This is a genomic window from Cupriavidus sp. SS-3 (assembly GCF_035818815.1).
GTDB lineage: Bacteria > Pseudomonadota > Gammaproteobacteria > Burkholderiales > Burkholderiaceae > Cupriavidus > Cupriavidus taiwanensis_C.
The window spans coordinates 90837-114973 of the sequence record NZ_JAYLVT010000020.1 but is presented as its reverse complement, the minus strand read 5'-3'; the positions used below and the strand labels follow the sequence as shown (position 1 = coordinate 114973).

Below are 24137 nucleotides of genomic sequence, written 5' to 3'. Positions count from 1 at the left end.
CGCACCGCCTCTTGCCGAGGCGGTGCGACGATTGCTGATCAGAGGCCGACCAGACCGGCCAGCCCGCCGATGTCAGCGATCTGGCGGTAGTTGTAGCAAGCGTTACCCGGCTGTTCATGACCACGGGCGACGAAGGCCTTGTTCTTGATCTTCATGTCTTCAGCCGGCATCAGGTCGTAGCGGAAGCTCGAAGAAACGTGCAGCACGTCTTCCGGACCGCAACCGAGGTTGTCGAGCATGTATTCGAAGGCCTGCAGGCGCGGCTTGTAGGCCTGGGCCTGTTGGGCGGTGAATACCTTGTGGAAGGGCACGCCCAGCTTGTCGACGTTGGACATGATCTGTGCGTCCATCGCGTTAGAGAAGATCACCAGCGGGATCTTGTCGGCGATCTTCGCCAGGCCGGCGGTCACGTCGGGATGCGGGCCCCAGGTCGGCACGGCGTTGTAGTAAAGCTGCCCTTCGCCGCGATATTCCACGCCCCAGCGCTTGCACACGCGCGAAATGGCGGTATCGAGGATCTCGTCATAAGGACGCCAGTCTCCCATCACCTGATCCAGGCGATAAGCAGCGAAATCCTTGACGAACTGGTCCATCTGCTCAGGGGCAACGCGATCGGCGAACAGCTCGCGGGTCAGCGGACCCATCTGAAAATTGGTCAGCGTGCCGTAACAGTCGAAGGTGAGGTATTTAGGGCGCATGAAGCTCATTTGGGCAGTCCTGAAAGTCCGTTGATAAATGCGGTGATACGTCGCAGCACCACGACTTCATTACAGCACGGTGAAAACCGCATATGACGTTGAAAGTTCGAGCCACTCGATACAAAAAACGATTCTTCGAGCCCCCCTTGGCAGACTCTGCGGAACGCCCCCCCCAATAAGCTCGATCGCCCTGGCCCAGGCTGGCTGCGCCGCGATTTATCAGGAGGAGGCGGCGCGATCCCAACGTGAAAGCGCTCTCGCCAATGGACTCACCAAAGGACTCGCTGACGGCGCGCTGACACAGCTTCTCGCCTTTCCTCAGAGCGGAGGGCCGGGATTGTGCCGGCCTATTTCTGCGCGCTCCCCCTCAGCTTTGCTCGCCGACGTTCGGACTGGTGCAGCCGCTTGAGAATGCCATCGAACGATTCGAGTTGCCGATGGATCTCCTCAGGCCCGTTCTCAACCAGGAATGCCCGGAATGCCGACGCCGCCGGCGGCAGGCGGACCGCCGGCAGGTGCGCTACATACCAGTCGCGCTCCACCGGATTTCCTGCCAGCGGCAACACGCCGATCAGTCCCGCTTGAAACTCCAGCGTGCAGGCATGCAGCGACAGAAACGCGATGCCAAGCCCTGCGGAGACCATGCGCTTGATTGCGGCATTGCTGGACAGCTCGGATCCATGCGGCAAGCGCAGCCCCGCCTCGCGGAACAAGCGTTCGACGGTATCGCGTGTGCCTGAGCCGCGTTCGCGGATCAGCAGGTTTTCCGCCAGCAGATCGTGCAACGTGTTGTGCCGCCGTGACATCAATGGGTGGTCAGGCGCGGCAATGAAGGCCATCGGATGCTTGGCAAAGGTCACCGCATTCGTCCTGAGCTCGGAAGGCGGGCGGCCGATGATGGCAAGGTCGATCTCGTGCATTCCCAGCATGCGGACGATCTCTTCCCGGTTGCCGACCCGTAGCACGATCTTCACCTCCGGATTGCATTGGGTGAACGCCACCAGCATCTGCGGAAGCAAATACTCAGCGGTGGTGATCGCGCCGACGCGAAGGGTCCCGGCAATGCCGCCGCGCAAGGCAGCCACCTCCTCCACCGCATCGCGCCATAGCTTGAGAATCTGGCTGGCGTAGCCTGCCATCACTTCCCCGGCGGGCGTCATCAGCAAGCCGCGGCCAGACCGCTGCACCAGCGGCGTGCCCGTAGCTTCTTCGAGCAGTCGCAATTGCAGCGATACCGTGGGCTGGGTCAGATGCAGCTCCTCGGCGGCGCGGGATACGCCGCCAAGGCGCGCTACCGCGTCGATCGCATTGAGCTGTCGGAAGGTAGTGGTCTTATTCATACAAGAAAACCTATCGGTCGGCTTTGTTTCTCAATTATTCAATATGAGTTTTCCCGCGTACAGTGCAAACGTCAAGACCAGATCCGCCCTACCCTTTTCGCGTTCGGCCTAACCATCCAGGAGTCCACCATGTCGATCGAATTGCTGATTGTTTCCGCCGACCATGTACTGTTCCAGACCGAGGCGCAACATGCAGCCGGCTTGGCAGCGGCCACCCAGGCCCGGGCGGAAGCGGCGCCTGCCAGCGCAATTGGCGCAGACTTCAGCGCGGCGTATCAGGAGGCGTTCGTCCAGGCGGGAGCGAGCGCGAAACTATCCGTGCGCCGGCAAACCGAGCAGCTGATGCGCGAAGCCGAGCAAGCCGGAGCCAGGCTTGCCATCGTGACGATGATGTCGTCCCGCATGCTGAGCGCCCTGCTCGACCGCTATGACCAGCCCGCCGATCGCTTTACCGTGACCGCCACGGCGGATTCGCTGGGCCGCGGCGATGGCCCCGCGGACCTGCTGCGGCTGGTGCTCCATGCCGTCGACGTGCCTTCCGACCGCGCGTTGGTCATCGCTGCAGATGCCGGCGAGGCCTGCGCCGCGGCCGCACTCGGCATGCCGCTGATGCGGCTGCACCATGGCATGTCCTGCCGGCAGGACGATGGAGCAACCTTCCTTTCCGACGCGCCCGCCGCGTCGTGGCCATCGTTCGACGACATCGAGATGCGCTTCACGCAAGGCGCACCGGGCCAGCCGTCGCGCTACACGCGCCCAGGAACATTGACCGCCCCGGCATGAGCCGGCGTGGCACCACCAACGCATACGGAGGGATGGAATGAAGACGATCGTCATTATCGGCGGCGGAACCGCCGGCCTTCAGCTGGCAGCCCGGCTGGGCAAGCAACTGGGCAAGCGCGGTCTGGCCAACATTGTCCTGGTGGACCGCTATCGGACACACCTGTGGAAGCCCCTGCTGCACGAAGTCGCCACGGGAAAGCTCGCACCGTACATCCACCACACGTCCTTCGCCCTCCAGGCGCGCCGCTACGGTTTCCGCTTCGTGCAAGGCGAGTTCACCTCGCTGGATCGCGACAATCGCACGCTGGAGATCACGGCATCCGGAAATGATGGCGACATGCAAGCGACAACGCTGGCCTACGACACCTTGGTGTTGGCGATCGGCGGGACCACACAGTACTTTGGTGTTCCGGGGGCGAGCGAGCACGCGCTGGCGCTGGACAGCGTGGCAGGTGCAGAGCGTACGCGGACCCGCATCGTGGATGCGCTGCGCCGCGTGTCGTCGCAGGCCACAGCGGCCGACCGTCCGGCGCGGGCCAGCGTTGCCATCGTCGGTGCGGGAGCGACCGGGGTGCAACTGGCTGCCCAGGTGAGGCAGATGTCGCGCGTGCTGAGCCAGTATGGCATCCATTCCCTCGATCCGGACCACGGCACCGATGTACGGCTTGTCGAAGCTTCCGGAAACATTCTGCCGGGCATGGATCGTCGCCTCGCCGAGAGGACTACCGCCGAGCTGCAGGCGCAGGGTATCGAGATCCTGCTGAACACGCGCGTCACCGAGGTCCGCCCCGACTGCCTGCATATCGCGGATGCCGCCCCCATTGCCGCGGACGTGACCGTATGGACCGCCGGCGTCACGGTGGCGCCTGTGCTGTCGAACATCGGCCTGCAGGTCACCCGCAACGGGCGCGTCCGGGTGCGAGATACGCTCCAGAGCCTGGAGGACGAGCATATTTATGCCCTGGGTGATTGCGCGAGCTTCCGCCCGGCTGGGCAACAAGCAGAGCTTCCCACGCGAGCACAGGTTGCGCATCAGCAGGCCATTTACCTGGCCAGGGCCTTGCCACGCGTGCTCGCTGGCAAGTCCGTAGCCGGGTTTACGTTTCGCGATCGGGGTTCGGTGATCTCGTTGGCGGACGACATGGCGCTGTGCCATCTGCTCGCGCCCGGCGCCGGCGACGGCTGGCAGGTACAGGGCACGCTGGCAAAGCTGGTGCACCGTGTCATCTACCGACGTCACGTGCTGTCGGTGCAGGGTTTTGCGCGAACCGCCGCGATGGCACTGTCCCAGCGTCTGGAGCGGCTGCTGGGGGCGGGTTATCGGCTCGATTGAAGTGCACGTTCCAATGCAGGCGCGCATTGAGGCATGGCTGAGCGAAGCTCAGCCATGCCAGTTCACGGCCTGGCCTGGTCGTCGAAACTCTGAGTGCACCGTCAGAAGTCGGCCACTTTGCCCCAGGCCGAGTGCTTGAAGCGCGCCGGGTTGTACGGGGCAGGATCGAAGATCGGCTCGGCACCGGTCACCAGGTCGGCAATCAAGTGGCCAGCTCCGGGGCCGATGCCGAACCCATGTCCGGAGAAGCCCGCCGCCAGGATGAAACCGGGGATTTCCGGCACTTCGCCAATCCCGGGCACACCGTCAGGCGTGTTGTCCACAAAGCCGGCCCAGGCATTGGCGATGCCGGTCTGTCCCAGTGCAGGCATCAGTTCGACCGCACGACGATAGGTTTGCCTGACAGCCCCCGCGTCGGCCTTGGGGTCGAGTATCCGCGTCCGCTCCATGGGGGTCGGTGCATCCAGTCGCCACCGCGCGAGTGTTTCGTGGCCTGCGCGGATACCCTCCATTCCGCCTGGAAACACGTTACGCCAGCGCTTGGCAAACATGGGCAGGAACTGCGGCGCGAAGCGCATCAGTTGGGCCGTCGGGTCCACGCGTCCGCGCCCGCTGATGGCAAGGTTGTAGCTGCCATCGCTGCGGCGGGTGATGGACACGCGCGCGGTGTGCAGCGCGTCAGGGAGATGCGCGGCCACCCCGGACACCCGGACGATGGACTGGCGAACGGTAGCCTGGGGAAAGCGAATGCCCAGTTGGCGGCAGAACGAAGACGCCCACGCGCCGCCAGCGTACACCGCGACGCGGGTTTTGATGGTCCCCGCTTCGGTGACGACGCCGCTGACGCGGCCGCCCTCAAGCTCAATGCCCCGTGCGGCGCAATTCTGCAGCACGGTGCCGCCGAGCTTCATGAGCGCGGCAGCCACCGACGGAGCTGCCTTGGCTGGATCGGCCGTACCGTCACTGGGCGAGAACACACCCCCCTTCCATGCGCGGCCGGTATCCCGACCCCGTTCGCTGGCCTCGCTGCCGCTCAACATGTGGGTGGTCACGCCGGCAGTTCTGGCGAAGTCCCGCCATCTGGCCCAGCGTGCAATCTCGTCCTCGTCGTTGCTGAGGTAAAGCAAACCACATCTGCGGAAACCCGTGTCTTCGCCGGTGTCCTCGGCAAACCGCTCCCACAGTTCGAGGCTCCTGGAGGCCATTGGCAATTCACGCGCGTCACGGTTCTGTTGGCGGCACCAGCCCCAGTTGCGGCTCGATTGCTCGGCGCCGATGCGGCCCTTTTCCACTACGGTAACCGAAAGGCCGCGCCGGGCCAGGTAGTACGCAGCAAAAACGCCGATGATGCCACCGCCGATCACCACCGCGTCGGCATGGGTCGGCAGGGAAGAGGAACTCTCGATGAGACGCAAGGGCTGGGACATGGATCGATCTCCTCGCATTATTTGTCTTGCATGGTTTGTTTCAGGTTGAACTCGGCGACACGCCCTGCGCTCCGCCGGCCGGCAACATCATGGCGGCCTTCATGCCGGCTATTCGTCGTCGTGTTCAAGGATGGCCTTGGTTTCGAGATACTCTTCCAGGCCTTCCAACCCGTATTCGCGACCATTCCCCGAGTGCTTATACCCGCCGAAGGGAGCGTGGGCATTCCATGCCGGATAGTTGATATGCACCTGGCCGGCGCGGATCCGCGCAGCCACGGCTCGCGCCGCGTCGAGATCCCGGCCCTGCACATGGGCGCCCAGACCGTAGATCGTGTCGTTGGCGATCGCCACGGCTTCGTCGACGCTGTCATAGGCAATGATCGAAAGCACCGGTCCGAAGATTTCTTCCTGAGCGATGCGCATTTTTGGATGCACGTCCGAGAAGATCGTCGGCCGTACGTAGAACCCGCGCTCCAGGCCGGCCGGGCGGCCGGGGCCGCCGCAGACTAGCCGCGCGCCCTCGGCAATGCCGACGCCGATCATGTCTTGCACACGGTTGAACTGCGCGCGGTTCGCCACCGGGCCGTGCGTGGTCTGTACGGAGCGCGGGTCGCCGACCACCAGGCGGGCAACCGCGTCGCGGGCGATCTGCTCCACTTCGGCCAGGCGTTCGCGCGGCACGATCATGCGCGTCGGTGCGCTGCAGGATTGGCCGACGTTGCGGAAGGCCGCCGCCACACCCGCCGGCACGGCTCGCGCGAGGTCCGCATCCGGCAGGATGACGTTGGGGGACTTGCCACCCAGTTCCTGCGCTACTCGCTTGACCGTTATGGCCGCCGCCTGCGCGACCAGAACACCCGCACGGGTAGAGCCCGTGATCGAGATCATGTCCACGTCCGGGTGTTCCGCCAGCGCGGCACCGACTTCCGGCCCTTCGCCGTTCACAAGGTTGAACACGCCCGCAGGAGCGCCCGCGTCCTGCATCACCTGCGCGAACAGCAAGGCGCTGAAGGGTGACAGCTCGCTCGGCTTCAGCACCACGGTGCATCCTGCCGCCAGCGCAGGACCTACCTTCGCAGTGATCTGATAGAGCGGCCAGTTCCATGGCGTGATGAGGCCACACACGCCAATGGCTTCACGCGCGATCGTGACGCCGTCCCGGTCCGAGACAAAGGGATAACGACTCATGACGTCGCAGGCCACCCGGATGTGCGCTGCCCCGGCCGGCACCTGCGCGCTGCGCGCCACGCTGATGGCAGCGCCCATCTCCAGCGAGATTGCCTCGGCGAACAACTCGGCCCGCTCGAGGATGAGCTTGTGCACACGGTCGAGAAGCGCCGCCCGGCTCTGTATGGAGGTGACGGACCACCCGGCAAAGGCGGCTCTGGCAGCCGCCACGGCGGCGGCGACGTCTTGCCTGCTGCCCAGGGCGATCTCCGCAACCACATCTTCGGTCGACGGGTCGGTGACGGCCGCCCGGGCTTGCCCTGCAGGGTGAACCCACTCGCCGTCGATGAAGATGCGGTCCAGATGACCTGCGCTGGTCAGGCGCTCGATGATGGCGGGTTTCATCAGAGCTGTCCTTTGCACAAGCCCTTCCGATGCATGGAACCATCCAGGTCGGGCGGCGTGCTCGCGGCTGGGACAGCGATCCAGTACGTATTGAGTTTCATGGCAGTGGCGCTTCTATGTCTCGCTGAGGTAGCGAATGAGTGAACTTTTCGGTCACTGTCATTGCAACATAGAGCCGCCATGCGCTTGTCGCGAAACGCACGGCTGATCATCACGAAGCTGCTGTTTTATGACACGCTGCCAGCATGCCGTGCCGAGCGGGCGAATGGCGTGCAGGATGCGCATCTTCTGGCCGCCCGCATCGAGTTAGTCAAGCCTCACCCAGTTCTGGGCGATGCCGGTCGATGCGCTTCCTCGTTCATCGGCTTGATGTCGACCACGCGATACGAATGCCGGCAAGGCCAAGTCGCGGCAATCAGTCCGCCCCCTCCGCTCGACAAAGAATGCGATGGGCCAAGCGCAGATGCGGGCGGTCAATCATCGCATTGCCAAGCCTGGCAACGCCGGAGGCCCCGACTCTGGAAAATGCTTCGATGACTTGTCTCGCCCACTGTATTTCTTCCGCATGAGGCATGAAAGCTTCATTGATTGCGGCAATATGGGACGGATGGGCTGCCGCCTTCGCGGCAAAGCCGTCGCGCCGGGCAAGGGCCGCCTCATGGCCGATCTCGAAGTTGTGCGACAGGTTTGTACTGACCGCATCAATGGCGTCTATACCTGCCTGCGCAGCAGCTAACAGACACATCGTTCGTGCCACCGAGAATGGCGAGGCAAGCTCCCTTCCCTGATGGGGCGAGCGAATGCCCAGATCGGCCGCCAGGTCCTCGACGCCCCACATCAAGGCGCGCAGACGCATCGGCGCATTCCGGTACGACGACAGGCCAAATACACCTTCCGATGATTCCGTGGCCATGGCGACAATGCCCGTCTCCCACGCGCCATCGAGCAACACATGCTCGAGCGCGGCAAGAAAATCGCACAGACGATGGACATCTTCGATCCCCCGGCACTTTGGAAGAACGATCGCATCGGGCTGATACGGCAATACTGCGGCCAGATCGTGAAGAATACGCCCGGATGCCAGCCCATTGACTCGCACCAGCACTTGTGCGTCTATCGAAAGCCGATGCTCGGCAAGAAAGCCCGCCAGCTTCAGGCGGGCCTCGTCTTTACCATGCTCCGGGACAGCATCTTCCAAATCAAAGACCAGGCCATCGGCACCTGCCTTGAGCGAGGCGGTGAGTTTTCTTTCACTATCAGCAGGCACGAATAGCAAGGAACGCAAATGTTGTGACATGAATTTATGCATAAAGTCTGGCTTTCAATTCCTTTGGCGTTCCGGATCGGCGCCCGTCCGGCCCCAACTGGTCTCGTATCACCGCGAGCCGACGTCCGCCCCCATCGTCCAGGCGGTCGCAAATCATCCCCTCTTGGGGGCTCCGCGCACGCCCGCCAGACTCGCCGGTACCGCAGTTTCTGCGTTTCGGGCAATACAGTTCGCAATTTGCTCTTGGCGGTAGCGTCAAAATCAGCGTCTTGCACGGCGATGGTGCTCTTATGCTGGATGGCACGATCCTGACCTTGCCTCCGCCCCCTGATGCACGCCGACGCCCCCTCTTCAGACGAACACGCTCATCCTCGTCTCGACGCCGCGCTAAAGTACATCCATCGTCACCTGGGCGAACCATTGCGGCTGCCTTTGCTGGCACAGCTATCCCGATTGAGTGTCGGGCGCTTCGTCACCGTATTTCGGCTGACGCTCGGGGTAACCCCGCATCGCTACATCTACCTGAAGCGCATTCATCGCGCGCAGTGTCTGCTTGGGCAGGGCCACCCTCCGGCATTGGCTGCGCACGAGTGCGGCTTCTATGATCAGAGCCATCTGACGCGCTGCCTGAAAAGCCAATGCGGCATGACACCACGGCAGTTTCAAACGGCGATGAAAACCGCATCTGCCGGCGCCGCTCACGCTCGCCGAGTCCCGATGCCTCAGGTTGCCAGCGGAAACAACCGTTCAATCGGATAGTGAGTCTTGATGAATGGCGACTTGATGACGATAAAGCTGAAGTACTTTTCAATGCCGATATTGCGCTCCAGCAGACTTTCCATCAGCTCCTGGTAATGGTTGACACCACGGGTGATGAACTTGAGCAAGTAGTCATAGCCACCGCTGACCAGATGGCATTCGACGATCTCGTCGATCGCATACACGGCTTTTTCAAAGCGCGCGAAATCTTCGCGATGATGGTCCTCCAGCGTGATCTCGGTGAACACCGTAAGGATGTCACCGAGCTTGTCCATGCGGATTTGCGCGCTATACCCGCCGATATAGCCGGCCTGCTCCAGGCGCTTGACCCGTATCAGGCAAGGACTGGCGGAAAGGCCTACGGCGTCGGCAAGGTCCACATTGGTCATGCGTCCGTTCTTTTGCAGCTGGGCAAGGATGCGGAGGTCAAGCCGGTCAAGTTTGATGGGGGCGGACATAGTCTTTCAAGGCAGGATGACTGAATCACATTGTCTTCATATGCCCCGGTCAGGGCAACCGGGGCGCGCCCGGAGACGCCAGCCGAGCGAGGATTCCTGCGTAAACGACGCGGGTCGACGGGCTGTTGACTATACGTCGCACACAGTGCTTCAGCGACGCCGCAACATGTGCGCGCTTGCATACTTTTTGGCTCACCCACTACCCGATCGCCTTATCGGCGAGCGCGAATGAAAGAAGCGGATTGGCAGGAGAAGGTGGCGTGCCCCGGCGCAGAACGGTTGCATCTGCGACGCTGGCCAGACCCAGCCCGGGAAGCCAGTCCTCGAGTTCCCCATGGGCCTGTACGTCGAGCCGCAGCGTGCGCCCGGTGACCAGTCCCGCCAGGTGCGCAATCATTGCCTTGGCCGCCATGGGGCAAGGGGCGACCACCGGGCCGATAGTCGCACCGCGACCGAAGCGCCGCAGGATCGCAAAGCCCCGTGGACCGTCGGGATGGTCCAGCACCACGGTGCCGATGGCATGGCGCAGCCAGGTCTGGATTAATCTTTCGCGCACCGCGCCTCCTGCGCGCTCGTCCATCCCGACCAGCAGCTGCATGTCATTGCGACCGCCGGGGCGCAGACGACTGTTCTCAGGCAGCGCCATCAAGGGTGGCTGTACGGCCTTGCCCTCGTACTGGCGAATTTCGCCGATCCGTTCGAAGCCCATGCTTCCATAGAAGCGGTGAATGGTGCCGGCGGCGTGAAGCAGCACGGTGCGCCGATCCAGACCCGCACACAATGCTTCCAGGAGCTTGCGGCCGATGCCGCGCTCTCGGAAATCGGAGTTGACGACGACCAGGCCAACCGTCGCAGCATGCTCGCCCCAGAGCCAGCGCATGCCTACGCCCACCACGGCGCCATCGACCTCGGCCACTCGACCCTCGCCCATGGAGAACAGCGTCTTCCAGTCGCTCGGACGATGCGGCCACCGTTCCCCTTCAGAAAGAGAGAGCGCGACAGGCAAGTCTGCCAGGACCATCGGTCGAATCACGGGTAGCAGTTCGGTGGCATGCAGAGGATGCTTGGCGGAGTTCATTGCGGTATGGGTGTCGCCAGACGAATTGGTAGCGTAGATCATGCGATGAACCACCGGCTCCGGATAGGAAAAAGTTGCTGCGTCGACCATGCACCAAATGATGCATCGCCTAGGGTATTCCCGAAGGATGTTGCGGTGCACATTGCCCATCGGAAGTGCGCGTGGCACGCAATGCCAAAGCGCCTGTAGGAAACCGCAGCTTTGACTGCCATGGCGCGGAATACCCCACAAAGCCCTTGGTCGCACATGCTTCAATGTCAGGGAGATGCAACGTAGCGCGCAAGCAAGCCGACCCGACACCTTATAGGCAGCGCGGCCGCGGTCGAGCCCCACGATGAAGCCTGCACTGCAGCGGCCCCATCGCATTGGCGCCATGTCTGGCAAGACACCGTTCAGGGAACTTTGAGCACCCGGAGCCCGCATTGAGCGATGTCTGCGCCGGGCCGCGCCCCCGGGGCACGAGGTATCACGCACTGAAGCCGGTGCGCGGTACCGCCAGGTCCGGCTGCACAGTCCGCGGCACCGTCGCTTGCAGCAATAAATATCAACCATGAAAGGAGACACCGTGAACCTGTTCATCCTGCGTCTGCTGGCGCGGCGCGTCGGACTGGCGCTGATCTCATTGCTGGCCGTCTCGGCCATCGTATTCGCGATCACCGCGGTATTACCCGGCGATGCCGCCCAGGAGCAGCTCGGCCAGGACGCCACGCCCGAAGCGCTGGCGGCGCTGCGCACACAGATGGGGCTCGACGCGCCAGCGCCCGTCCGCTACGCCCAATGGCTGGGCGGCATGCTTGCGGGCAATGCAGGCGAGTCCCTCGTCACGCGCATGCCCGTTTCGGAAGCCATCGGCAGCCGTCTACCGAATTCGCTGCTGCTGGCAGGGCTGACCGCACTGATCTCGGTCCCGGTCGCGCTGGGTCTTGGCATCCTGGCGGCGGTCTACCGCGGAACCTGGTTCGACCGCAGCGTCAGCCTCGGTGCCGTAGCCGTGGTGTCCGTGCCGGAATTCCTGATCGCCACTCTGGCGGTCTTGCTGTTCGCGGTACAGCTTCGCTGGCTGCCTGCCCTTGCGTATATCGGCAACAACGAACCCTGGGACAAGGTGCTGCGTTCCCTGGCCATGCCGGTGCTGACCCTCTGCTGTGTGATCGTTGCACAAATGCTCCGCATGACACGGGCCGCGGTGATCGATCAGCTCAATGCGCCGTACATCGAAATGGTGCGGCTCAAAGGCGCCTCCCCCACCCGCATGGTGCTGTTCCATGCGCTGCCTAATGCCATCGGCCCGATCGCCAATGCGGTCGCCCTGAGCCTTTCCTACCTGCTTGGCGGCGTCATCATCGTCGAGACCATTTTCAACTATCCGGGAATCGCCAAGCTGATGGTGGACAGCGTTGCCCAGCGTGACATGCCCGTTGTCCAGGTTTGCGCCATGATTTTCTGCGCCGCGTTCCTGACTCTCGTCACGCTTGCCGATGTATGCGGCATCGTCGCTAACCCGCGTCTGCGTCATCGTTGATGCCCTGAACGCATGCTGGAGCCGCTACTCATGTCCACCACTTCCAATACGCAAGCCACCGCCGCAGCGAGCACCGTCGGCAAGAGCTGTCGACGTTTTCGCCTGCCCCGCATGGGCTTCACCGCCTGGATCGGCTGCCTGATTCTGCTTGGCTGGCTGCTTGCCGCCGTGCTTGGCCCGATTCTGATCAACGCGGACGGCTCGCCCACTGGCGAGATCCAGGTCTTCGGGCCGATCAGCGCGCAGCACTGGCTGGGTACCGATTACCTGGGGCGAGATATGCTGACCCGGGTGATCCTGGGTGCGCGCTATACCGTATGCGTGGCGCTGGTATCCACGCTGTGCGCAAGCGGCATCGGCATTACGCTGGCGTTGCTGGCAACGGTCAGCGGCCGCTGGATCGATGCCTGCATGAGCCGCGGCCTCGACACGCTCACGGCCATTCCAAGCAAGATGTTCGCGCTGATCATGGTCGCGGCCTTCGGCTCGTCGGTCTGGATGCTTGCCATCACGGCAGCGATCATCTACGTTCCGGGCGCCTATCGCATTGCCCGTTCGCTGGCGGTAAACATCAATGCCATGGATTATGTGACCGTCGCCCGCACTCGCGGTGAAGGTACGGCCTACATCATGCGCCAGGAAATCCTGCCCAACATCATCGGCCCGATGCTGGCCGACCTGGGCCTGCGCTTCGTCTACGTCGTGCTGCTGCTCGCCAGCCTGAGCTTCCTTGGCCTGGGTATCCAGCCTCCCGATGCCGACTGGGGTTCGCTGGTACGCGAGAACATCGGCGCGCTGTCCGAGGGCAGCATGGCCGTGGTGGCGCCGGCCCTGGCCATTGCCAGCCTGACCCTTGCCGTCAACCTCGTCATCGACAACCTGCCGGGTCGCTCGGCACGCAATGGAGCCAAGTAATGGGCACGTCTGTCAAGGTCAGCAACCTCCGCATTACCGCCGGGCCCGCGACGCTGGTCGACCGGGTCGACTTTGAAATTGAGCCTGGCAAAGTGCTCGCCCTGATCGGCGAGTCCGGCTCCGGCAAGACCACCACCGCGCTGGCGCTAATGGGCTATGCACGCCACGGCTGCGAGATTTCCGGCGACATCCGGGTCGGGCACCATGACGTGCTTCGCCTGCCTGCGGGCGAACAACGCCGGTTGCGCGGGCGCGAGATCACGTACATTGCGCAAAGTGCGGCAGCGTCGTTCAACCCCTCCCGCACCATCATGGACCAGGTTGTCGAGCCAGCGTTGATCCATCGCCTCATGGACCGCGACGCTGCCGAAGCGAAAGCCGTGGCGCTGTTCCGCGAACTGGCACTGCCGGATCCGGAATCGATCGGTGAGCGTTATCCGCACCAGGTATCCGGCGGCCAGCTGCAGCGGCTGATGGCCGCGATGGCGCTGATCACCGATCCCGACCTTGTGATCCTCGACGAGCCGACCACTGCCCTGGACGTCACCACGCAGGTGGAAGTGCTGCGCGTATTCCGCCGCGCCGTGCAGGAACGCCGTACCACCGCGGTCTATGTCAGCCATGACCTGGCCGTGGTGGCCCAGGTCGCGGACCATATCCTGGTGCTGCGCGACGGCAAGATGCGCGAACTGGGCGAGACGGACCAGATCCTGTACCAGCCGGCGGACGACTACACCCGTTGCCTGCTCGCCGCCGCCAAGCCCGCCGAGCGCCCCGGGGCACCCGTCGATCCGGACAAGAGTCCCCTGCTTCTCGAGGTCCGCGACCTGTCGGCCGGCTATGGCGAGCTTGACGCGCACGGCCAACCCGCCTCGAAGATCCTTGAGGGCGTGGATCTGAAGCTGTACCGTGGACAAGCAATCGGCGTCATCGGCGAGTCCGGCTCCGGCAAGACCACGCTCGCGCGGGCCGTTGCCGGGCTGGTCGCCCCCTGCCATGGCAGCATCGTGTTCAACGGCCATTCGTTGAAGCCGACCGTCGCGCAGCGCAGCCGCGAAGAACTGCGCCGTATCCAGATCGTATTCCAGATGGCCGACACCGCGCTCAATCCGGCTCGCACGATCGAGGATATCCTGGCGCGCCCGTTGCAGTTCTTCCATGGACTGCGCGGCGAAGCCCAACGCGCTCGCATTCGTCAACTGCTTGACCTGGTGCGCCTGCCGGCCGGCGTGGCCCAACGCCTGCCCGGCGGCCTGTCGGGCGGGCAAAAGCAACGTGTGAATCTGGCGCGCGCCCTGGCGGCCGAGCCTGAATTGATCCTTTGCGACGAGATTACGTCCGCCCTGGACACCGTGGTCGGTGCGGCGATCCTTGACCTGATGGCAGAACTGCGCAAGGAACTGGGCGTCTCGTATCTGTTCATCAGCCATGACCTGCATACCGTGCGCGCCATCTGCGACGAGATCGTGGTGATGCAGCATGGCCGCAAGGTCACGCAGGTCGCGCACGAGGACTACGAACGCGGACCTCATCATCCTTATTTCACGCTGCTCGCCCGCTCCGTGCCGGAGCTGCGCCGCGGCTGGATCGACGAAGTCGACCTGCATATCGAAGGCGCGCGCGCGGCACAAGGCGTGCGCAGTGCCGCTTGACTCTTCCTCACGGAGATTTTTTCTCATGCCTTTGTCCCTGAACCAACACTTGCTCCCGGGCCGCAACTTTGTCGGCGGCGAATGGTGCAGTGCGGCCGATGACCGCACCGTGGCCGTGGTGGATCCCGCCACCGAAGAAGCCTTCGCGACCGCGCCGGATAGCGGCGCTGCCGACGCGCTGCGCGCCGTCGACGCCGCCCACGCCGCATTCCCCGCATGGCGCAAGACCCCGGCCAAGCAGCGCGCGCAGATCATCAAGCGCTGGAACGATCTCGTGGTCAGCCACCAGGAAGACCTTGGCCGGCTGATCTCGAGCGAGCAAGGCAAGCCGCTGGCGGAAGCCAAAGGCGAGGTTCTGTACGCGGCCAGCTATATCGAATGGTTTGCGGAAGAAGCCACGCGCGCGGATGGCGACGTGATCGCGGCGCCGTTACAGGGCCGCCGCATGCTGGCGCTGCGCGAGCCGGTTGGCGTCGTCGCCGCGATCACGCCGTGGAATTTCCCTGCCGCAATGATCGCGCGCAAGATCGCCCCCGCGCTGGCTGCCGGCTGCACGGTCGTCTGCAAGCCGGCGGAAGATACCCCGCTGACCTCGCTCGCACTGGTAAGGCTTGCCCAGGAGGCGGGTGTGCCGCCGGGCGTATTGAACATCGTCACGGCCTCGCGCGAGCGCGCTGCCGAAGTCGTCGATGTGTGGCTGGATGATGCACGCGTGCGCAAGATTACCTTTACCGGCTCGACGCCGGTCGGCAAGCACCTGGCACGCCGCTCCGCCGATACGCTGAAGAAGCTGTCGCTGGAGCTTGGCGGCAACGCTCCGTTCATTGTGTTCGACGATGCGGATCTGGACGCGGCCGTCGACGGGCTGATGGCCGCGAAGTTCCGCAACGGCGGGCAGACCTGCGTGTCTCCGAACCGGATCTATGTCCAGGACAAGGTCCACGATGCCTTTGTCGACAAACTCGCTGCGCGCGTCGGTGCGCTGGTCGTTGGTCCCGCGACCGACCCGGCGGCGCAGATCGGCCCGATGATCAACGCGCGCGCGGTGGACAAGATCGAACGCCACGTCCAGGATGCGCTCGGCCGTGGGGCCCGCGTGGTGGTCGGCGGCCAGCGCGTTCGCAACGCGCAGTGCACCGGTCCGAATTACTACGCGCCGACCGTGCTGGTGAATGCGGATGCATCCATGCAATGCTCTTGCGAGGAAACCTTCGGCCCCGTAGCGCCCGTGACCCGCTTCCATACCGAGGCCGATGTGGTCGAGGCGGCCAATGCCACGCCGTTCGGCCTCGCCGCGTATTTCTACTCGACCGACGTTCGACGGATCTGGCGCCTGGCGGAGGCACTGGAGACGGGCATTGTTGGCGTCAACGAAGGCGCACTGGCCGCGGAAGCGGCTCCCTTCGGCGGCGTCAAGGATTCCGGATATGGGCGCGAAGGCTCGCGACATGGCCTCGAAGAGTATATGCACATCAAGTACGTGTGCCAGGGCCAGCTGGACTGAGCGGCCGAGGCCGGCCAGGGCTTTCCCTCTCAGCACGCAGAGCGGCCGGCCTTGCCGGCCGCTCTGCATTTCTACGTCGCGGCGGACGCGATCATCCGGCCAGCGAAGGAACTGCTGTTCCCCTCCTTACAACAGGATTCGCTACCAATACAGGGAGCGAAATCCGTCAAAGCGCCTCCGGCATCCTCCCTATACTCGTCTTCACGATCAGCGTCAGCCAGCGTGAGCGACCAGGCTGCACGGCGACGATAACCGCCCCGTGCCGAAACGCTTGCCGGCTCCAGTTCCTTCACAACTCACCGCGACCCCGGCTTCGCGGAACCTGAAAAAAATGAGGTGTAGTGCAATGACCCAGTCCAACCAGGACCTTATCGCGTTCCGTACGCAACATGTGCCGCACGGCATCGTCACCGCGCATCCGATTTTCGCGGACCGGGCGGAAGGCTCTTACCTCTGGGATGTGGAAGGCCGCCGCTATATCGACTTTGTGGGTGGAATTGGCGTGCAGAACATCGGTCACAACCACCCCAGGATTGTCGAAGCGGTGCGCAAGCAATTGGGTCGCGTTACCCATGCGGCGTTCCAGGTCGTTGGCTATGACTGTTATGTCGAGCTCGCTGCGCGGCTGAACAAGCTCGTCGGCGGGACGGCGCAATACAAGACGCTCTTCGCGACCACAGGCGCGGAGGCCGTCGAGAACGCGATCAAGATCGCACGCGCTTATCGCAACGTGCCGGGCGTCATCGCGTTCCGTGGCGGATTCCATGGCCGCACCTTGCTCGGCACTACCCTGACCGGCATCAGCGCGCCCTACAAGCAGAACTTCGGCCCGCTCGCCGGCGAGGTGTACCACACGCCTTACCCGGATGCGTTCCGCGGCATTTCCAGCGCCGATGCAATCCGCGCTCTCGAGGATCTGTTCGCCACGCAGATCGCGCCCGACCGCGTTGCCGCCATCATTCTCGAGCCCGTGCAGGGCGACGGAGGTTTCATCCCTGCCGGCAGCGAGTTCCTGCGCGCGCTGCGCACACTGACGGAAAAGCACGGCATCGTGCTGATCCTCGACGAGATCCAGGCCGGCTTCGGCCGCACCGGCAAGACGTTCGGCTTCCAGCATGCGGGCATCCAGCCGGACCTGGTCACCGTCGCGAAAAGCCTGGCCGGTGGCTTGCCGCTGTCCGGCGTGGTCGGGCGCGCCGAGATCATGGATGCGCCGGCAGCGGGAGGCCTGGGTGGGACCTATGGTGGCAACCCGCTCGCTTGCGCCGCCGCGCTGGCCGTGCTCGACGTATTCGAGGAGGAACAGCTCCTCGCCAAGGCGCACGGACTTGGCGAAACGCTGCGTGCAGGCCTGGAGCAGCTCGCACGGGAATTCCCCGCCATCGGCACGGTGCGCGGCCTGGGGCCGATGCTGGCGCTGGAATTCGTCAAGAACGGCGACCCGTTCCAGCCTGACGCGGCCTTCGCGCAAGCGGTTATCGACCGCTGCCGCGAAGGTGGTCTGCTGGTAATCAAATGCGGCGTGCATCGCAATACCGTGCGCCTGCTGGCACCGCTGAACACCAGCCTGGAAACCGCTCAAGAGGCCCTGGAGATTCTGCGCGCGGCCATTGCGCTGAGCAATAACGCTGAGCAATAACGCTGAGCAATAACGCTGAGCACTAACGCTGAGCAATAACCAGGAAACCGGCGCCGCGAACGGCGCCCGGCACACGGCAGTTTCGCTGGGGACCCCGGCGCCGCACTCAGGCGCAACGCCAGGGTCCGGCCGAGGTGCGCGCAACCATGCCCCACGGCTCCCTACAGCGTAGGGAGCCTTTGCATCATCTGCCGCTACAGCCGCCGGTCAGGCATCGAGCCACACATGCTCGGCAAACATATAGCCCATCAGACCGCCCAGCGGGATGGGCGAAAGCCCCTTGAGCTTGGTCGTATGCGCGTCGATGCTTGCCAGGAACAACGGGATGCCGATGCCAGCCTCCTCGTGGATCATCGTCTGCATGTCGGCATACATCTGACTGCGCTTGCCGTTATCGGTTTCGGCTCGCGCGGCCAGCAGCAACTGGTCGAACTTTGGATTCTTCCAGCGGGACTCGTTCCATGGCGCGTCGGACTTGAAGAACTGGGTGAGGATGGTATCGGCGCTGGGCCGCGGGTTCACGTTGCCGAAACCTACGGGGCTATTGAGCCAGTGATTGGACCAATACCCGTCTGCCGGCATGCGCTTGACTTCGAGCTCCAGACCCGCACGCTGCGCTGCCTGTTGCAGCACCAGCGCCATCTCGACCGAATACAGGGCGGCCGGCGATGTCACCACTGGCACCTTGCCTGTCACGCCCGACTTGCGCAGATGAAACTTCGCCTTCTCGGGATCGAACGGCCGCTGCGGCAGATCCTTGAAATAGAAGCGATTGGTGGGGTCGATGGGCTGGTCGTTGGCGACAACCGCATTACCGAGCGCGATGGTTTGCCGCATCTGCTGACGGTCCAGCAAGTACTTCATGCCCAGGATGAAGTCAGGGTTCGTGCCGGGGCCCACATCCTTGCGCATGATCAGGTCGGAGTACTGGCCGGATTGCGTCGTGAGGACGGCATAGCCGGGAGTCCCTTTGATCCTCGCCACGGCGCGTGGGTTTATCATCGCGACCAGGTCCATGCCACCGGACAACAGTGCGTTGACGCGCGCACTCTCGTCGGCAATGCCGACGAGTTCGATCTCGTCGAGGTGGGGCTTGCCCGGCTTCCAGTATGCGTCGTTGCGCACCACCAGCGTGCGCACGCCGGGCTTGAACTCCTTGATCTTGTAAGGCCCGGTGCCGATGCCGGCGCTGAAGTCGGTGGTGCCGTCCTTGATGATGTGGAAATGGGACGTGCCCAGAATGACCGGCAGATCGGCATTGGGGCTGCTCAGCACTACCGTGACCTCGTTCGGGCCGGTGGCCTTCACGCTCTCGATCTGCTCGGTCAGCACCTTGGCCTTGGAGGCCGTGGCCGGATCCTTGTGGCGCATGATCGAGTACACCACGTCGGCCGGCGACAACGCCTTGCCGTCGTGGAAGGTCACGCCCTTGCGCAGCGTAAAGACCCAGGTCTTGGCATCGGTGGTGTTGAACGTCTCCGCCAGCGCCGCCCGCGGCGCCAGGCTTCGGTCCAGCGAGGTCAGTCCGTTGTAGACCATGTTGCAGCGCACATAGTCGTTCTGGTTCGACTGCTTGGCCGGATCGAGCGTGTCGGAGGCGGAGGCCGTGCCCACCGCCACGCGGATGCGTCCGCCGCGCTTGGGCGTCTGCGCATGCGCGCCGACCGCCGCGCCGGCCAGTCCGCCGGCCAGCGTGGCCTGCATGCCTCCCGCCAGCAGCATCTTCAGGACATCGCGCCGGGTGGCGCCGCGCTTGAGCGCGTCCATCAGCCGAAGGCTTTCACCGGGACCGACAAAGTTTTCCAACTGGTTACGGCTATCGCTCATCGTCTGCTCCTATGGTGCCGGGGGCATGAGGACGGTGTCCCCGGCGGAATGCCATTGACCCTCGGGCCTGCGCCGCATTTTCCTTTTTCTTCCGCAACCGACGACTACAGGATCGGCTTCGGTGCTTCATGCTAGCCAACCCCACCAGCATTTGTTCCCGTTGGGGGCTGCGCGACCGTATCGAATTGCAAAGCTGGGGCCTCCGGCAGACGAATCTTTCAAACTACGGATAAACCCCAGCCCGTTCCAGCAACCTGGCATCCTGTCATCAGGCATCATGCGCTGTGCGACGCGCCCTTTCCAGTCCTTCCTGCACGGCGAGTCGGCCGCCTCCATGCCCCTACCGCCAATGGAAGCCGGTAGCCGCCGTCCCGATGCAGCCGGCGCCACTCCGGGTCCCGCTGTGGCGGAGTCCCCAGAACAGCCAGTCAATACGGGACAGCGTCGTTCAGGCGCTTGACGAACCCTCACGCCAAACAATCTGCTGTCTCGCCCCGCATAACGGCAGCGTTCATCGTGGCGCCCCCACAATGCAGCACCATGCCGTGCGCCGCCGCCGCTAAGCTTGTTTCAAACCAGCCGGCAGCGCTAGGTATGAATGGATGCGAAGGACACCGCAATGACCCTGATTAATGACCTGCCCCAACTCGCCGCTCTTGACGCCGCGGACCGCGCGCACCTGATCCATCCCGTCTCGCCGTGGCGCCTGCACGAGCAGCGCGGCCCTACCGTACTGGCTTCCGGCCGCGGCGCCTGGTTGACGGATGCCAACGGCAATGAAGTCCTCGACGCGTTCGCCGGTCTTTGGTGCGTCAATATCGGCTACGGACAGGAAAGCGTGGTGCAGGCCGCCGCCGGGCAGATGCGCCGCCTGCCCTATGCGACCGGTTACTTTCACTTCAGCAGCGAGCCTGCCATCCGCCTCGCCGAGAAGCTCGCGCAGCTCGCTCCCGGCTCATTGAACCACGTCTATCTCACCCTGGGCGGCTCCGAAGCGGTGGATACGGCCGTGCGCTTCATTACGCAATACTTCAATGCCACCGGGCGGCCAACCAAGAAGCATTGCATCGCACTGGAGCGCGGCTATCACGGCTCTTCTTCCACCGGCGCCGGACTGACCGCCCTGCCCGCCTTCCACCGCGGCTTCGACCTGCCCCTGCCAACGCAGCACTACATTCCCTCTCCCAATCCCTATCGCGCCAGCAACCCTGACGATGCCCAGGGAATCATCGACGCCTCGGTGGCAGCGTTGCGCAACAAGGTCGCGGAGCTCGGCGCGGACAATGTGGCCGCCTTCTTCTGTGAACCGGTGCAGGGCTCGGGCGGAGTGATTGTGCCGCCCAGGGGCTGGCTCAAGGCCATGCGTGACGCGGCGCGCGAGCTGGACATCCTTTTTGTCGTCGACGAAGTCATTACCGGGTTCGGGCGCACCGGCCCTATGTTCGCCTGCGAGGCTGAAGAGGTTGTCCCCGACATCATGACACTGGCAAAGGGCCTCACCGCCGGCTACGTGCCCATGGGGGCGACAGTGGTCTCCGAGCAGGTGTATGCCGGCATTGCCGACGGCGCGCCCGATGGGGCGCCAGTCGGCCATGGCGCGACATACTCTGCTCATCCGGTCAGCGCCGCGGTGGCCCTGGAGGTGCTGCGCCTGTATGAGGAGGGCGGCATCCTGGCCAATGGTCAGCGGGGCGCAGCGCCGTTTGCCGCCGGCCTGGATGCATTGCGCAACCATCCGCTGGTGGGTGACTCGCGCCATCGCGGCCTGCTCGGCGCATTGGAGCTTGTTAGCGACAAGGACAGCAAGCGCGGCTTCGACCCTTCGCTGCGCCTGGCCGAGCGGATCGCGGCGACAGCCTACCGCAACGGCATTGTGTTCCGCGCCTTCGCAGACAATATCCTGGGCTTTGCCCCCGCACTGACCTATACCGAAGCCGAGTTCGAGCTGATGTTCGCACGCGTGAAGAAGACCCTGGACGACGTGCTTGCCGCACCTGAGGTGCGCACCGCGCTTGCAAGCTGATTGCTGACCCAGCTATTGCCTGAGCCCGTTGCATCGACGTGCGACAGCGCCCCAGCGCCGGGCCGCAGAGCATCGCGCAGCGCCGCTTTAAAAAAAGGCCCACAGGCATGGCAGCCTGTGGGCAAACGCCTCACAGTGAAGCGGGGACCACTGAAGAAAAACGGACCGGAAATCGATGGCTAGGACGGACGGAAGATGGCATAGACCTTCGCCACATGCTCCCGGCTTTCCCAACTGCATTGCGCATGCTGTTCGACCAGGAAAATATCGCCTTTCGAGAATGTGCCGCTGCGACCAGTCTCGTCCTGGAACGTCACACTGCCGGCCAGCAGGTGCATCAGTTCGTAATGGATATACGGCATTGCACGGCGGTGGTAAGGCGTCGAATCCCAGGTGCCGCAGACAAATTCTCCGTCCTCGGAGCGATAATCGGTATGGTTGCGGCAAACCGGCGCCGGCGTAAGCAGAAACTCGGCCGGTGGCGTGCCGGATTGTTGCAGTTCCGGCGCCTGCGCAATCGGCACCAGTGCGCGCGAGCCAACCACGCTGTGGTTGTAACGCATGAAGATGATGGTGACAGGCGCTTCGGCACGCCACGCGAACCACGCCTCGCGCAGTATGACGGCACTATTGCCGGAACCGAGGACGACCGTTTGGCCCATCTGCGTCAACGTCAGGCTGCCTTCGCTGACGATGATGAACTCGTCCGCCTGCAGTGCGTCAACGGCTCCCGCACCAGCATCGAGCACGATCTTCCCTACCGTGACGGGTCCTGGCGGCAAGTCGAGCAGCCGGCGGCTGGACAGGAATGCATCTTCGCCATCCTGCGCGGTGACCGGGACGCCCCGGGTAGGATCCCGCGCAAACTCGCGCAGATCGACAAAGGTGGCCGGGGTGGCGCGCTGCTGCAAACTCGACATGACTTGTTCCCGCGATCGATGAGATTGCGCCTGCATAGCCTGTCGGCGCAGGGTCTCGGAATGAAGAAATCGGTGGACAGGCACGGTCAGAGCACCATGAAAGCGTCTTCGCTCGTTCCTGCAACCCGAGGAGGATTAGACCACTACCAGCTTTCCGGCGTATCGTGTTTGGGTAGGGCTTAAGGAAAGAATCTATGGCATTCGCGGCGCCCGGCGGCATATGTTGCTGCAAGCCTCGGATGCACCCATTATGGCGACGCCGCCCGCGCGGCACTCGCTGACGCACCTGCCGACGCTAAGCCAACGGTACGCCCATGGGCTTAGCAATTCATGCGGTCTGCCGCCGGCTTGACCGCATAAGACCCTCGTTACGCCACGGCAGCCAGATGATCGTGTGGATTCTCTGCCGGGCCGCGAAGCGGCCCCATAGCTATGGCAAGATTACCGGAGTCGCCAGGCCCGCCAGACGCGACCAGGCCGGGCAATGCTGCCCAATGCTGCCAATGGCGGGCCCGTAGCGGGCCACGGCGGCCGGTTCAATGTGCCAGAAAGGAAGACATCATGCCAAGCCAAGCAACCGTTATTCCAGTGACCTATCGCGCGATGGACGAAAAGGACCTGCCTGCAGCCCATGCGCTGTCGCAGACCATGCGCTGGCCACATCGCCAGGAGGACTGGAGCTTTGTCCTGGGCCTCGGCACTGGCTTCGTTGCCGAAGAGGCCGGTGCGGTGATTGGCACCGCGCTGTGCTGGAAACAAGGACAGCAGGCGTCGCTCGGGATGATCATCGTGTCCCCGGAGCACCAGGGCAAAGGTATCGGCAAGGCGTTGATGAAACTGGTGCTTGAGGCGCTGGGGGAGCGTTCCACGCTGCTGATCGCAACGCCTGCCGGCCGGCCCCTGTACGAGCAACTCGGCTTTATCGCGACCGGCACGATCCACCAGCACCAGGGAACATTGAAAGCCCCCGCTCACGCCCCGTCCTTTCCAGGCGCAGCACTGCGCCCGTACGTCCCCGGCGATACCGAGGCCATCATTGCGCTGGGAAACCGGGCCACTGGCATGTCTCGCGACGAGGTCCTCGGGGCACTGCTCGCGGCTGGCGAGACGGTCGTGCTCGAGCGCCATGGCGAGGTCACCGGATTCTCCATCATGCGCCCCTTTGGACGCGGCCATGCGATCGGGCCGGTGGTAGCGTCTGACGCGGATCACGCGAAAGCCCTGATCGCCTATTGGTGCGAAGCCTACGCCGGCTCCTTCGTGCGCATTGACGTCACCGGCGCGAGCGGCCTGCAAGGTTGGCTGGCGGAGGCAGGACTACTTCAGGTTGACACGGGAGTGGCCATGGCACGCCACGGTGAACCGCAGTCGGATAGCACGCTGCAGCAGTTTGCAATCGTTAGCCAGGCGCTCTGCTAAG

19 protein-coding genes are annotated in these 24137 nt (G+C 63.9%); 10 read left to right on the top strand and 9 right to left on the bottom strand.

Annotated features, from left to right (window positions below; translation table 11 throughout):
* Positions 1 to 38 precede the first annotated feature (38 nt).
* Both U9J39_RS24680 and U9J39_RS24675 read right to left on the bottom strand, forming a co-directional pair.
* Complete coding sequence (locus U9J39_RS24680; protein WP_115706761.1) at positions 39 to 707, bottom strand: haloacid dehalogenase type II; 669 nt, start codon at positions 705 to 707, stop codon at positions 39 to 41.
* A 338-nt stretch (positions 708 to 1045) separates the two neighbouring features.
* Positions 1046 to 2038: a LysR family transcriptional regulator gene (locus U9J39_RS24675; RefSeq protein WP_115709248.1), complete on the bottom strand. Its 993-nt coding sequence runs from the start codon at positions 2036 to 2038 to the stop codon at positions 1046 to 1048.
* Here U9J39_RS24675 and U9J39_RS24670 point away from each other — a divergent pair.
* Positions 1949 to 2821, top strand: a complete 873-nt coding sequence (locus U9J39_RS24670) for a hypothetical protein (RefSeq protein ID WP_326348337.1) — start codon at positions 1949 to 1951, stop codon at positions 2819 to 2821. The genes U9J39_RS24675 and U9J39_RS24670 overlap by 90 nt on opposite strands.
* Before the next feature lie 37 nt (positions 2822 to 2858).
* Positions 2859 to 4154 (top strand): NAD(P)/FAD-dependent oxidoreductase, encoded by a 1296-nt coding sequence (locus U9J39_RS24665; protein WP_326348336.1) that lies wholly within the window; start codon positions 2859 to 2861, stop codon positions 4152 to 4154.
* Between the two features lie 101 nt (positions 4155 to 4255).
* On the opposite strand, the gene U9J39_RS24660 is transcribed toward U9J39_RS24665, so the two are convergent.
* From U9J39_RS24660 to U9J39_RS24650, 3 genes are all read right to left on the bottom strand, one after another.
* Entirely contained in the window at positions 4256 to 5581 is a 1326-nt protein-coding gene (locus U9J39_RS24660; protein WP_115706757.1) for an NAD(P)/FAD-dependent oxidoreductase, read from the bottom strand.
* 108 nt (positions 5582 to 5689) lie between these two features.
* On the bottom strand, positions 5690 to 7153 hold the full coding sequence (locus U9J39_RS24655) for an aldehyde dehydrogenase family protein (protein ID WP_326348335.1): 1464 nt from the start codon (positions 7151 to 7153) through the stop codon (positions 5690 to 5692).
* A gap of 415 nt (positions 7154 to 7568) precedes the next feature.
* Complete coding sequence (locus tag U9J39_RS24650; protein ID WP_240991254.1) at positions 7569 to 8450, bottom strand: HpcH/HpaI aldolase/citrate lyase family protein; 882 nt, start codon at positions 8448 to 8450, stop codon at positions 7569 to 7571.
* 300 nt (positions 8451 to 8750) lie between these two features.
* On the opposite strand from U9J39_RS24650, the gene U9J39_RS24645 reads away from it, so the two are divergent.
* Positions 8751 to 9179, top strand: coding sequence for a helix-turn-helix domain-containing protein (locus U9J39_RS24645; protein WP_116312473.1), 429 nt, complete (start codon positions 8751 to 8753; stop codon positions 9177 to 9179).
* On the opposite strand, the gene U9J39_RS24640 is transcribed toward U9J39_RS24645, so the two are convergent.
* Positions 9143 to 9637 (bottom strand): Lrp/AsnC family transcriptional regulator, encoded by a 495-nt coding sequence (locus U9J39_RS24640; RefSeq protein WP_111519868.1) that lies wholly within the window; start codon positions 9635 to 9637, stop codon positions 9143 to 9145. The two genes, U9J39_RS24645 and U9J39_RS24640, sit on opposite strands and share 37 nt — an antisense overlap.
* Before the next feature lie 199 nt (positions 9638 to 9836).
* On the bottom strand, positions 9837 to 10805 hold the full coding sequence (locus U9J39_RS24635) for a GNAT family N-acetyltransferase (protein WP_240991253.1): 969 nt from the start codon (positions 10803 to 10805) through the stop codon (positions 9837 to 9839).
* Positions 10806 to 11280: 475 nt separating this feature from the next.
* On the opposite strand from U9J39_RS24635, the gene U9J39_RS24630 reads away from it, so the two are divergent.
* The 5 genes from U9J39_RS24630 (at position 11281) to gabT (ending at position 17947) form a co-directional block, all read left to right on the top strand.
* On the top strand, positions 11281 to 12237 hold the full coding sequence (locus tag U9J39_RS24630; protein ID WP_115709237.1) for an ABC transporter permease: 957 nt from the start codon (positions 11281 to 11283) through the stop codon (positions 12235 to 12237).
* Positions 12238 to 12267: 30 nt separating this feature from the next.
* Positions 12268 to 13152 (top strand): ABC transporter permease, encoded by an 885-nt coding sequence (locus tag U9J39_RS24625; protein ID WP_115709235.1) that lies wholly within the window; start codon positions 12268 to 12270, stop codon positions 13150 to 13152.
* Positions 13152 to 14804, top strand: coding sequence for an ABC transporter ATP-binding protein (locus U9J39_RS24620; protein ID WP_115709233.1), 1653 nt, complete (start codon positions 13152 to 13154; stop codon positions 14802 to 14804). The genes U9J39_RS24625 and U9J39_RS24620 overlap by 1 nt, the downstream gene beginning before the upstream one ends.
* A 25-nt stretch (positions 14805 to 14829) precedes the next feature.
* On the top strand, positions 14830 to 16308 hold the full coding sequence (locus U9J39_RS24615) for an NAD-dependent succinate-semialdehyde dehydrogenase (protein ID WP_115709231.1): 1479 nt from the start codon (positions 14830 to 14832) through the stop codon (positions 16306 to 16308).
* Positions 16309 to 16654: 346 nt separating this feature from the next.
* Positions 16655 to 17947 carry a 4-aminobutyrate--2-oxoglutarate transaminase gene (gene gabT / locus U9J39_RS24610; RefSeq protein WP_326348332.1) on the top strand — a complete coding sequence of 431 codons (1293 nt, stop codon included), beginning with the start codon at positions 16655 to 16657 and terminating at the stop codon, positions 17945 to 17947.
* 207 nt (positions 17948 to 18154) lie between these two features.
* Here the strand turns inward: gabT and U9J39_RS24605 are convergent, their stop codons facing one another.
* A complete protein-coding gene (locus U9J39_RS24605; protein ID WP_116312469.1) occupies positions 18155 to 19774 on the bottom strand; it encodes an ABC transporter substrate-binding protein in 1620 nt (539 codons plus the stop codon).
* Between the two features lie 619 nt (positions 19775 to 20393).
* Between U9J39_RS24605 and U9J39_RS24600 the strand changes: the two genes are divergently transcribed.
* Positions 20394 to 21797 (top strand): aspartate aminotransferase family protein, encoded by a 1404-nt coding sequence (locus tag U9J39_RS24600; protein WP_326348331.1) that lies wholly within the window; start codon positions 20394 to 20396, stop codon positions 21795 to 21797.
* Between the two features lie 179 nt (positions 21798 to 21976).
* Here U9J39_RS24600 and U9J39_RS24595 read toward each other — a convergent pair whose 3' ends face one another.
* On the bottom strand, positions 21977 to 22717 hold the full coding sequence (locus tag U9J39_RS24595) for a cupin domain-containing protein (protein ID WP_326348330.1): 741 nt from the start codon (positions 22715 to 22717) through the stop codon (positions 21977 to 21979).
* Positions 22718 to 23278: 561 nt separating this feature from the next.
* Between U9J39_RS24595 and U9J39_RS24590 the strand changes: the two genes are divergently transcribed.
* A complete protein-coding gene (locus U9J39_RS24590) occupies positions 23279 to 24136 on the top strand; it encodes a GNAT family N-acetyltransferase (protein ID WP_326348329.1) in 858 nt (285 codons plus the stop codon).
* The last annotated feature ends 1 nt before the right edge of the window (position 24137 follow it).

Coding starts and splice junctions, on each gene's coding strand:
- U9J39_RS24595 (WP_326348330.1), bottom strand. CDS start 22,717: ATGTCGAGTTTGCAGCAGCGCGCCACCCCGGCCACCTTTGTCGATCTG.
- U9J39_RS24680 (WP_115706761.1), bottom strand. CDS start 707: ATGAGCTTCATGCGCCCTAAATACCTCACCTTCGACTGTTACGGCACG.
- U9J39_RS24615 (WP_115709231.1), top strand. CDS start 14,830: ATGCCTTTGTCCCTGAACCAACACTTGCTCCCGGGCCGCAACTTTGTC.
- U9J39_RS24645 (WP_116312473.1), top strand. CDS start 8,751: ATGCACGCCGACGCCCCCTCTTCAGACGAACACGCTCATCCTCGTCTC.
- U9J39_RS24655 (WP_326348335.1), bottom strand. CDS start 7,153: ATGAAACCCGCCATCATCGAGCGCCTGACCAGCGCAGGTCATCTGGAC.
- gabT (WP_326348332.1), top strand. CDS start 16,655: ATGACCCAGTCCAACCAGGACCTTATCGCGTTCCGTACGCAACATGTG.
- U9J39_RS24660 (WP_115706757.1), bottom strand. CDS start 5,581: ATGTCCCAGCCCTTGCGTCTCATCGAGAGTTCCTCTTCCCTGCCGACC.
- U9J39_RS24600 (WP_326348331.1), top strand. CDS start 20,394: ATGACCCTGATTAATGACCTGCCCCAACTCGCCGCTCTTGACGCCGCG.
- U9J39_RS24665 (WP_326348336.1), top strand. CDS start 2,859: ATGAAGACGATCGTCATTATCGGCGGCGGAACCGCCGGCCTTCAGCTG.
- U9J39_RS24670 (WP_326348337.1), top strand. CDS start 1,949: ATGCAGCTCCTCGGCGGCGCGGGATACGCCGCCAAGGCGCGCTACCGC.
- U9J39_RS24590 (WP_326348329.1), top strand. CDS start 23,279: ATGCCAAGCCAAGCAACCGTTATTCCAGTGACCTATCGCGCGATGGAC.
- U9J39_RS24620 (WP_115709233.1), top strand. CDS start 13,152: ATGGGCACGTCTGTCAAGGTCAGCAACCTCCGCATTACCGCCGGGCCC.
- U9J39_RS24650 (WP_240991254.1), bottom strand. CDS start 8,450: ATGTCACAACATTTGCGTTCCTTGCTATTCGTGCCTGCTGATAGTGAA.
- U9J39_RS24625 (WP_115709235.1), top strand. CDS start 12,268: ATGTCCACCACTTCCAATACGCAAGCCACCGCCGCAGCGAGCACCGTC.
- U9J39_RS24605 (WP_116312469.1), bottom strand. CDS start 19,774: ATGAGCGATAGCCGTAACCAGTTGGAAAACTTTGTCGGTCCCGGTGAA.
- U9J39_RS24640 (WP_111519868.1), bottom strand. CDS start 9,637: ATGTCCGCCCCCATCAAACTTGACCGGCTTGACCTCCGCATCCTTGCC.
- U9J39_RS24675 (WP_115709248.1), bottom strand. CDS start 2,038: ATGAATAAGACCACTACCTTCCGACAGCTCAATGCGATCGACGCGGTA.
- U9J39_RS24635 (WP_240991253.1), bottom strand. CDS start 10,805: ATGGTCGACGCAGCAACTTTTTCCTATCCGGAGCCGGTGGTTCATCGC.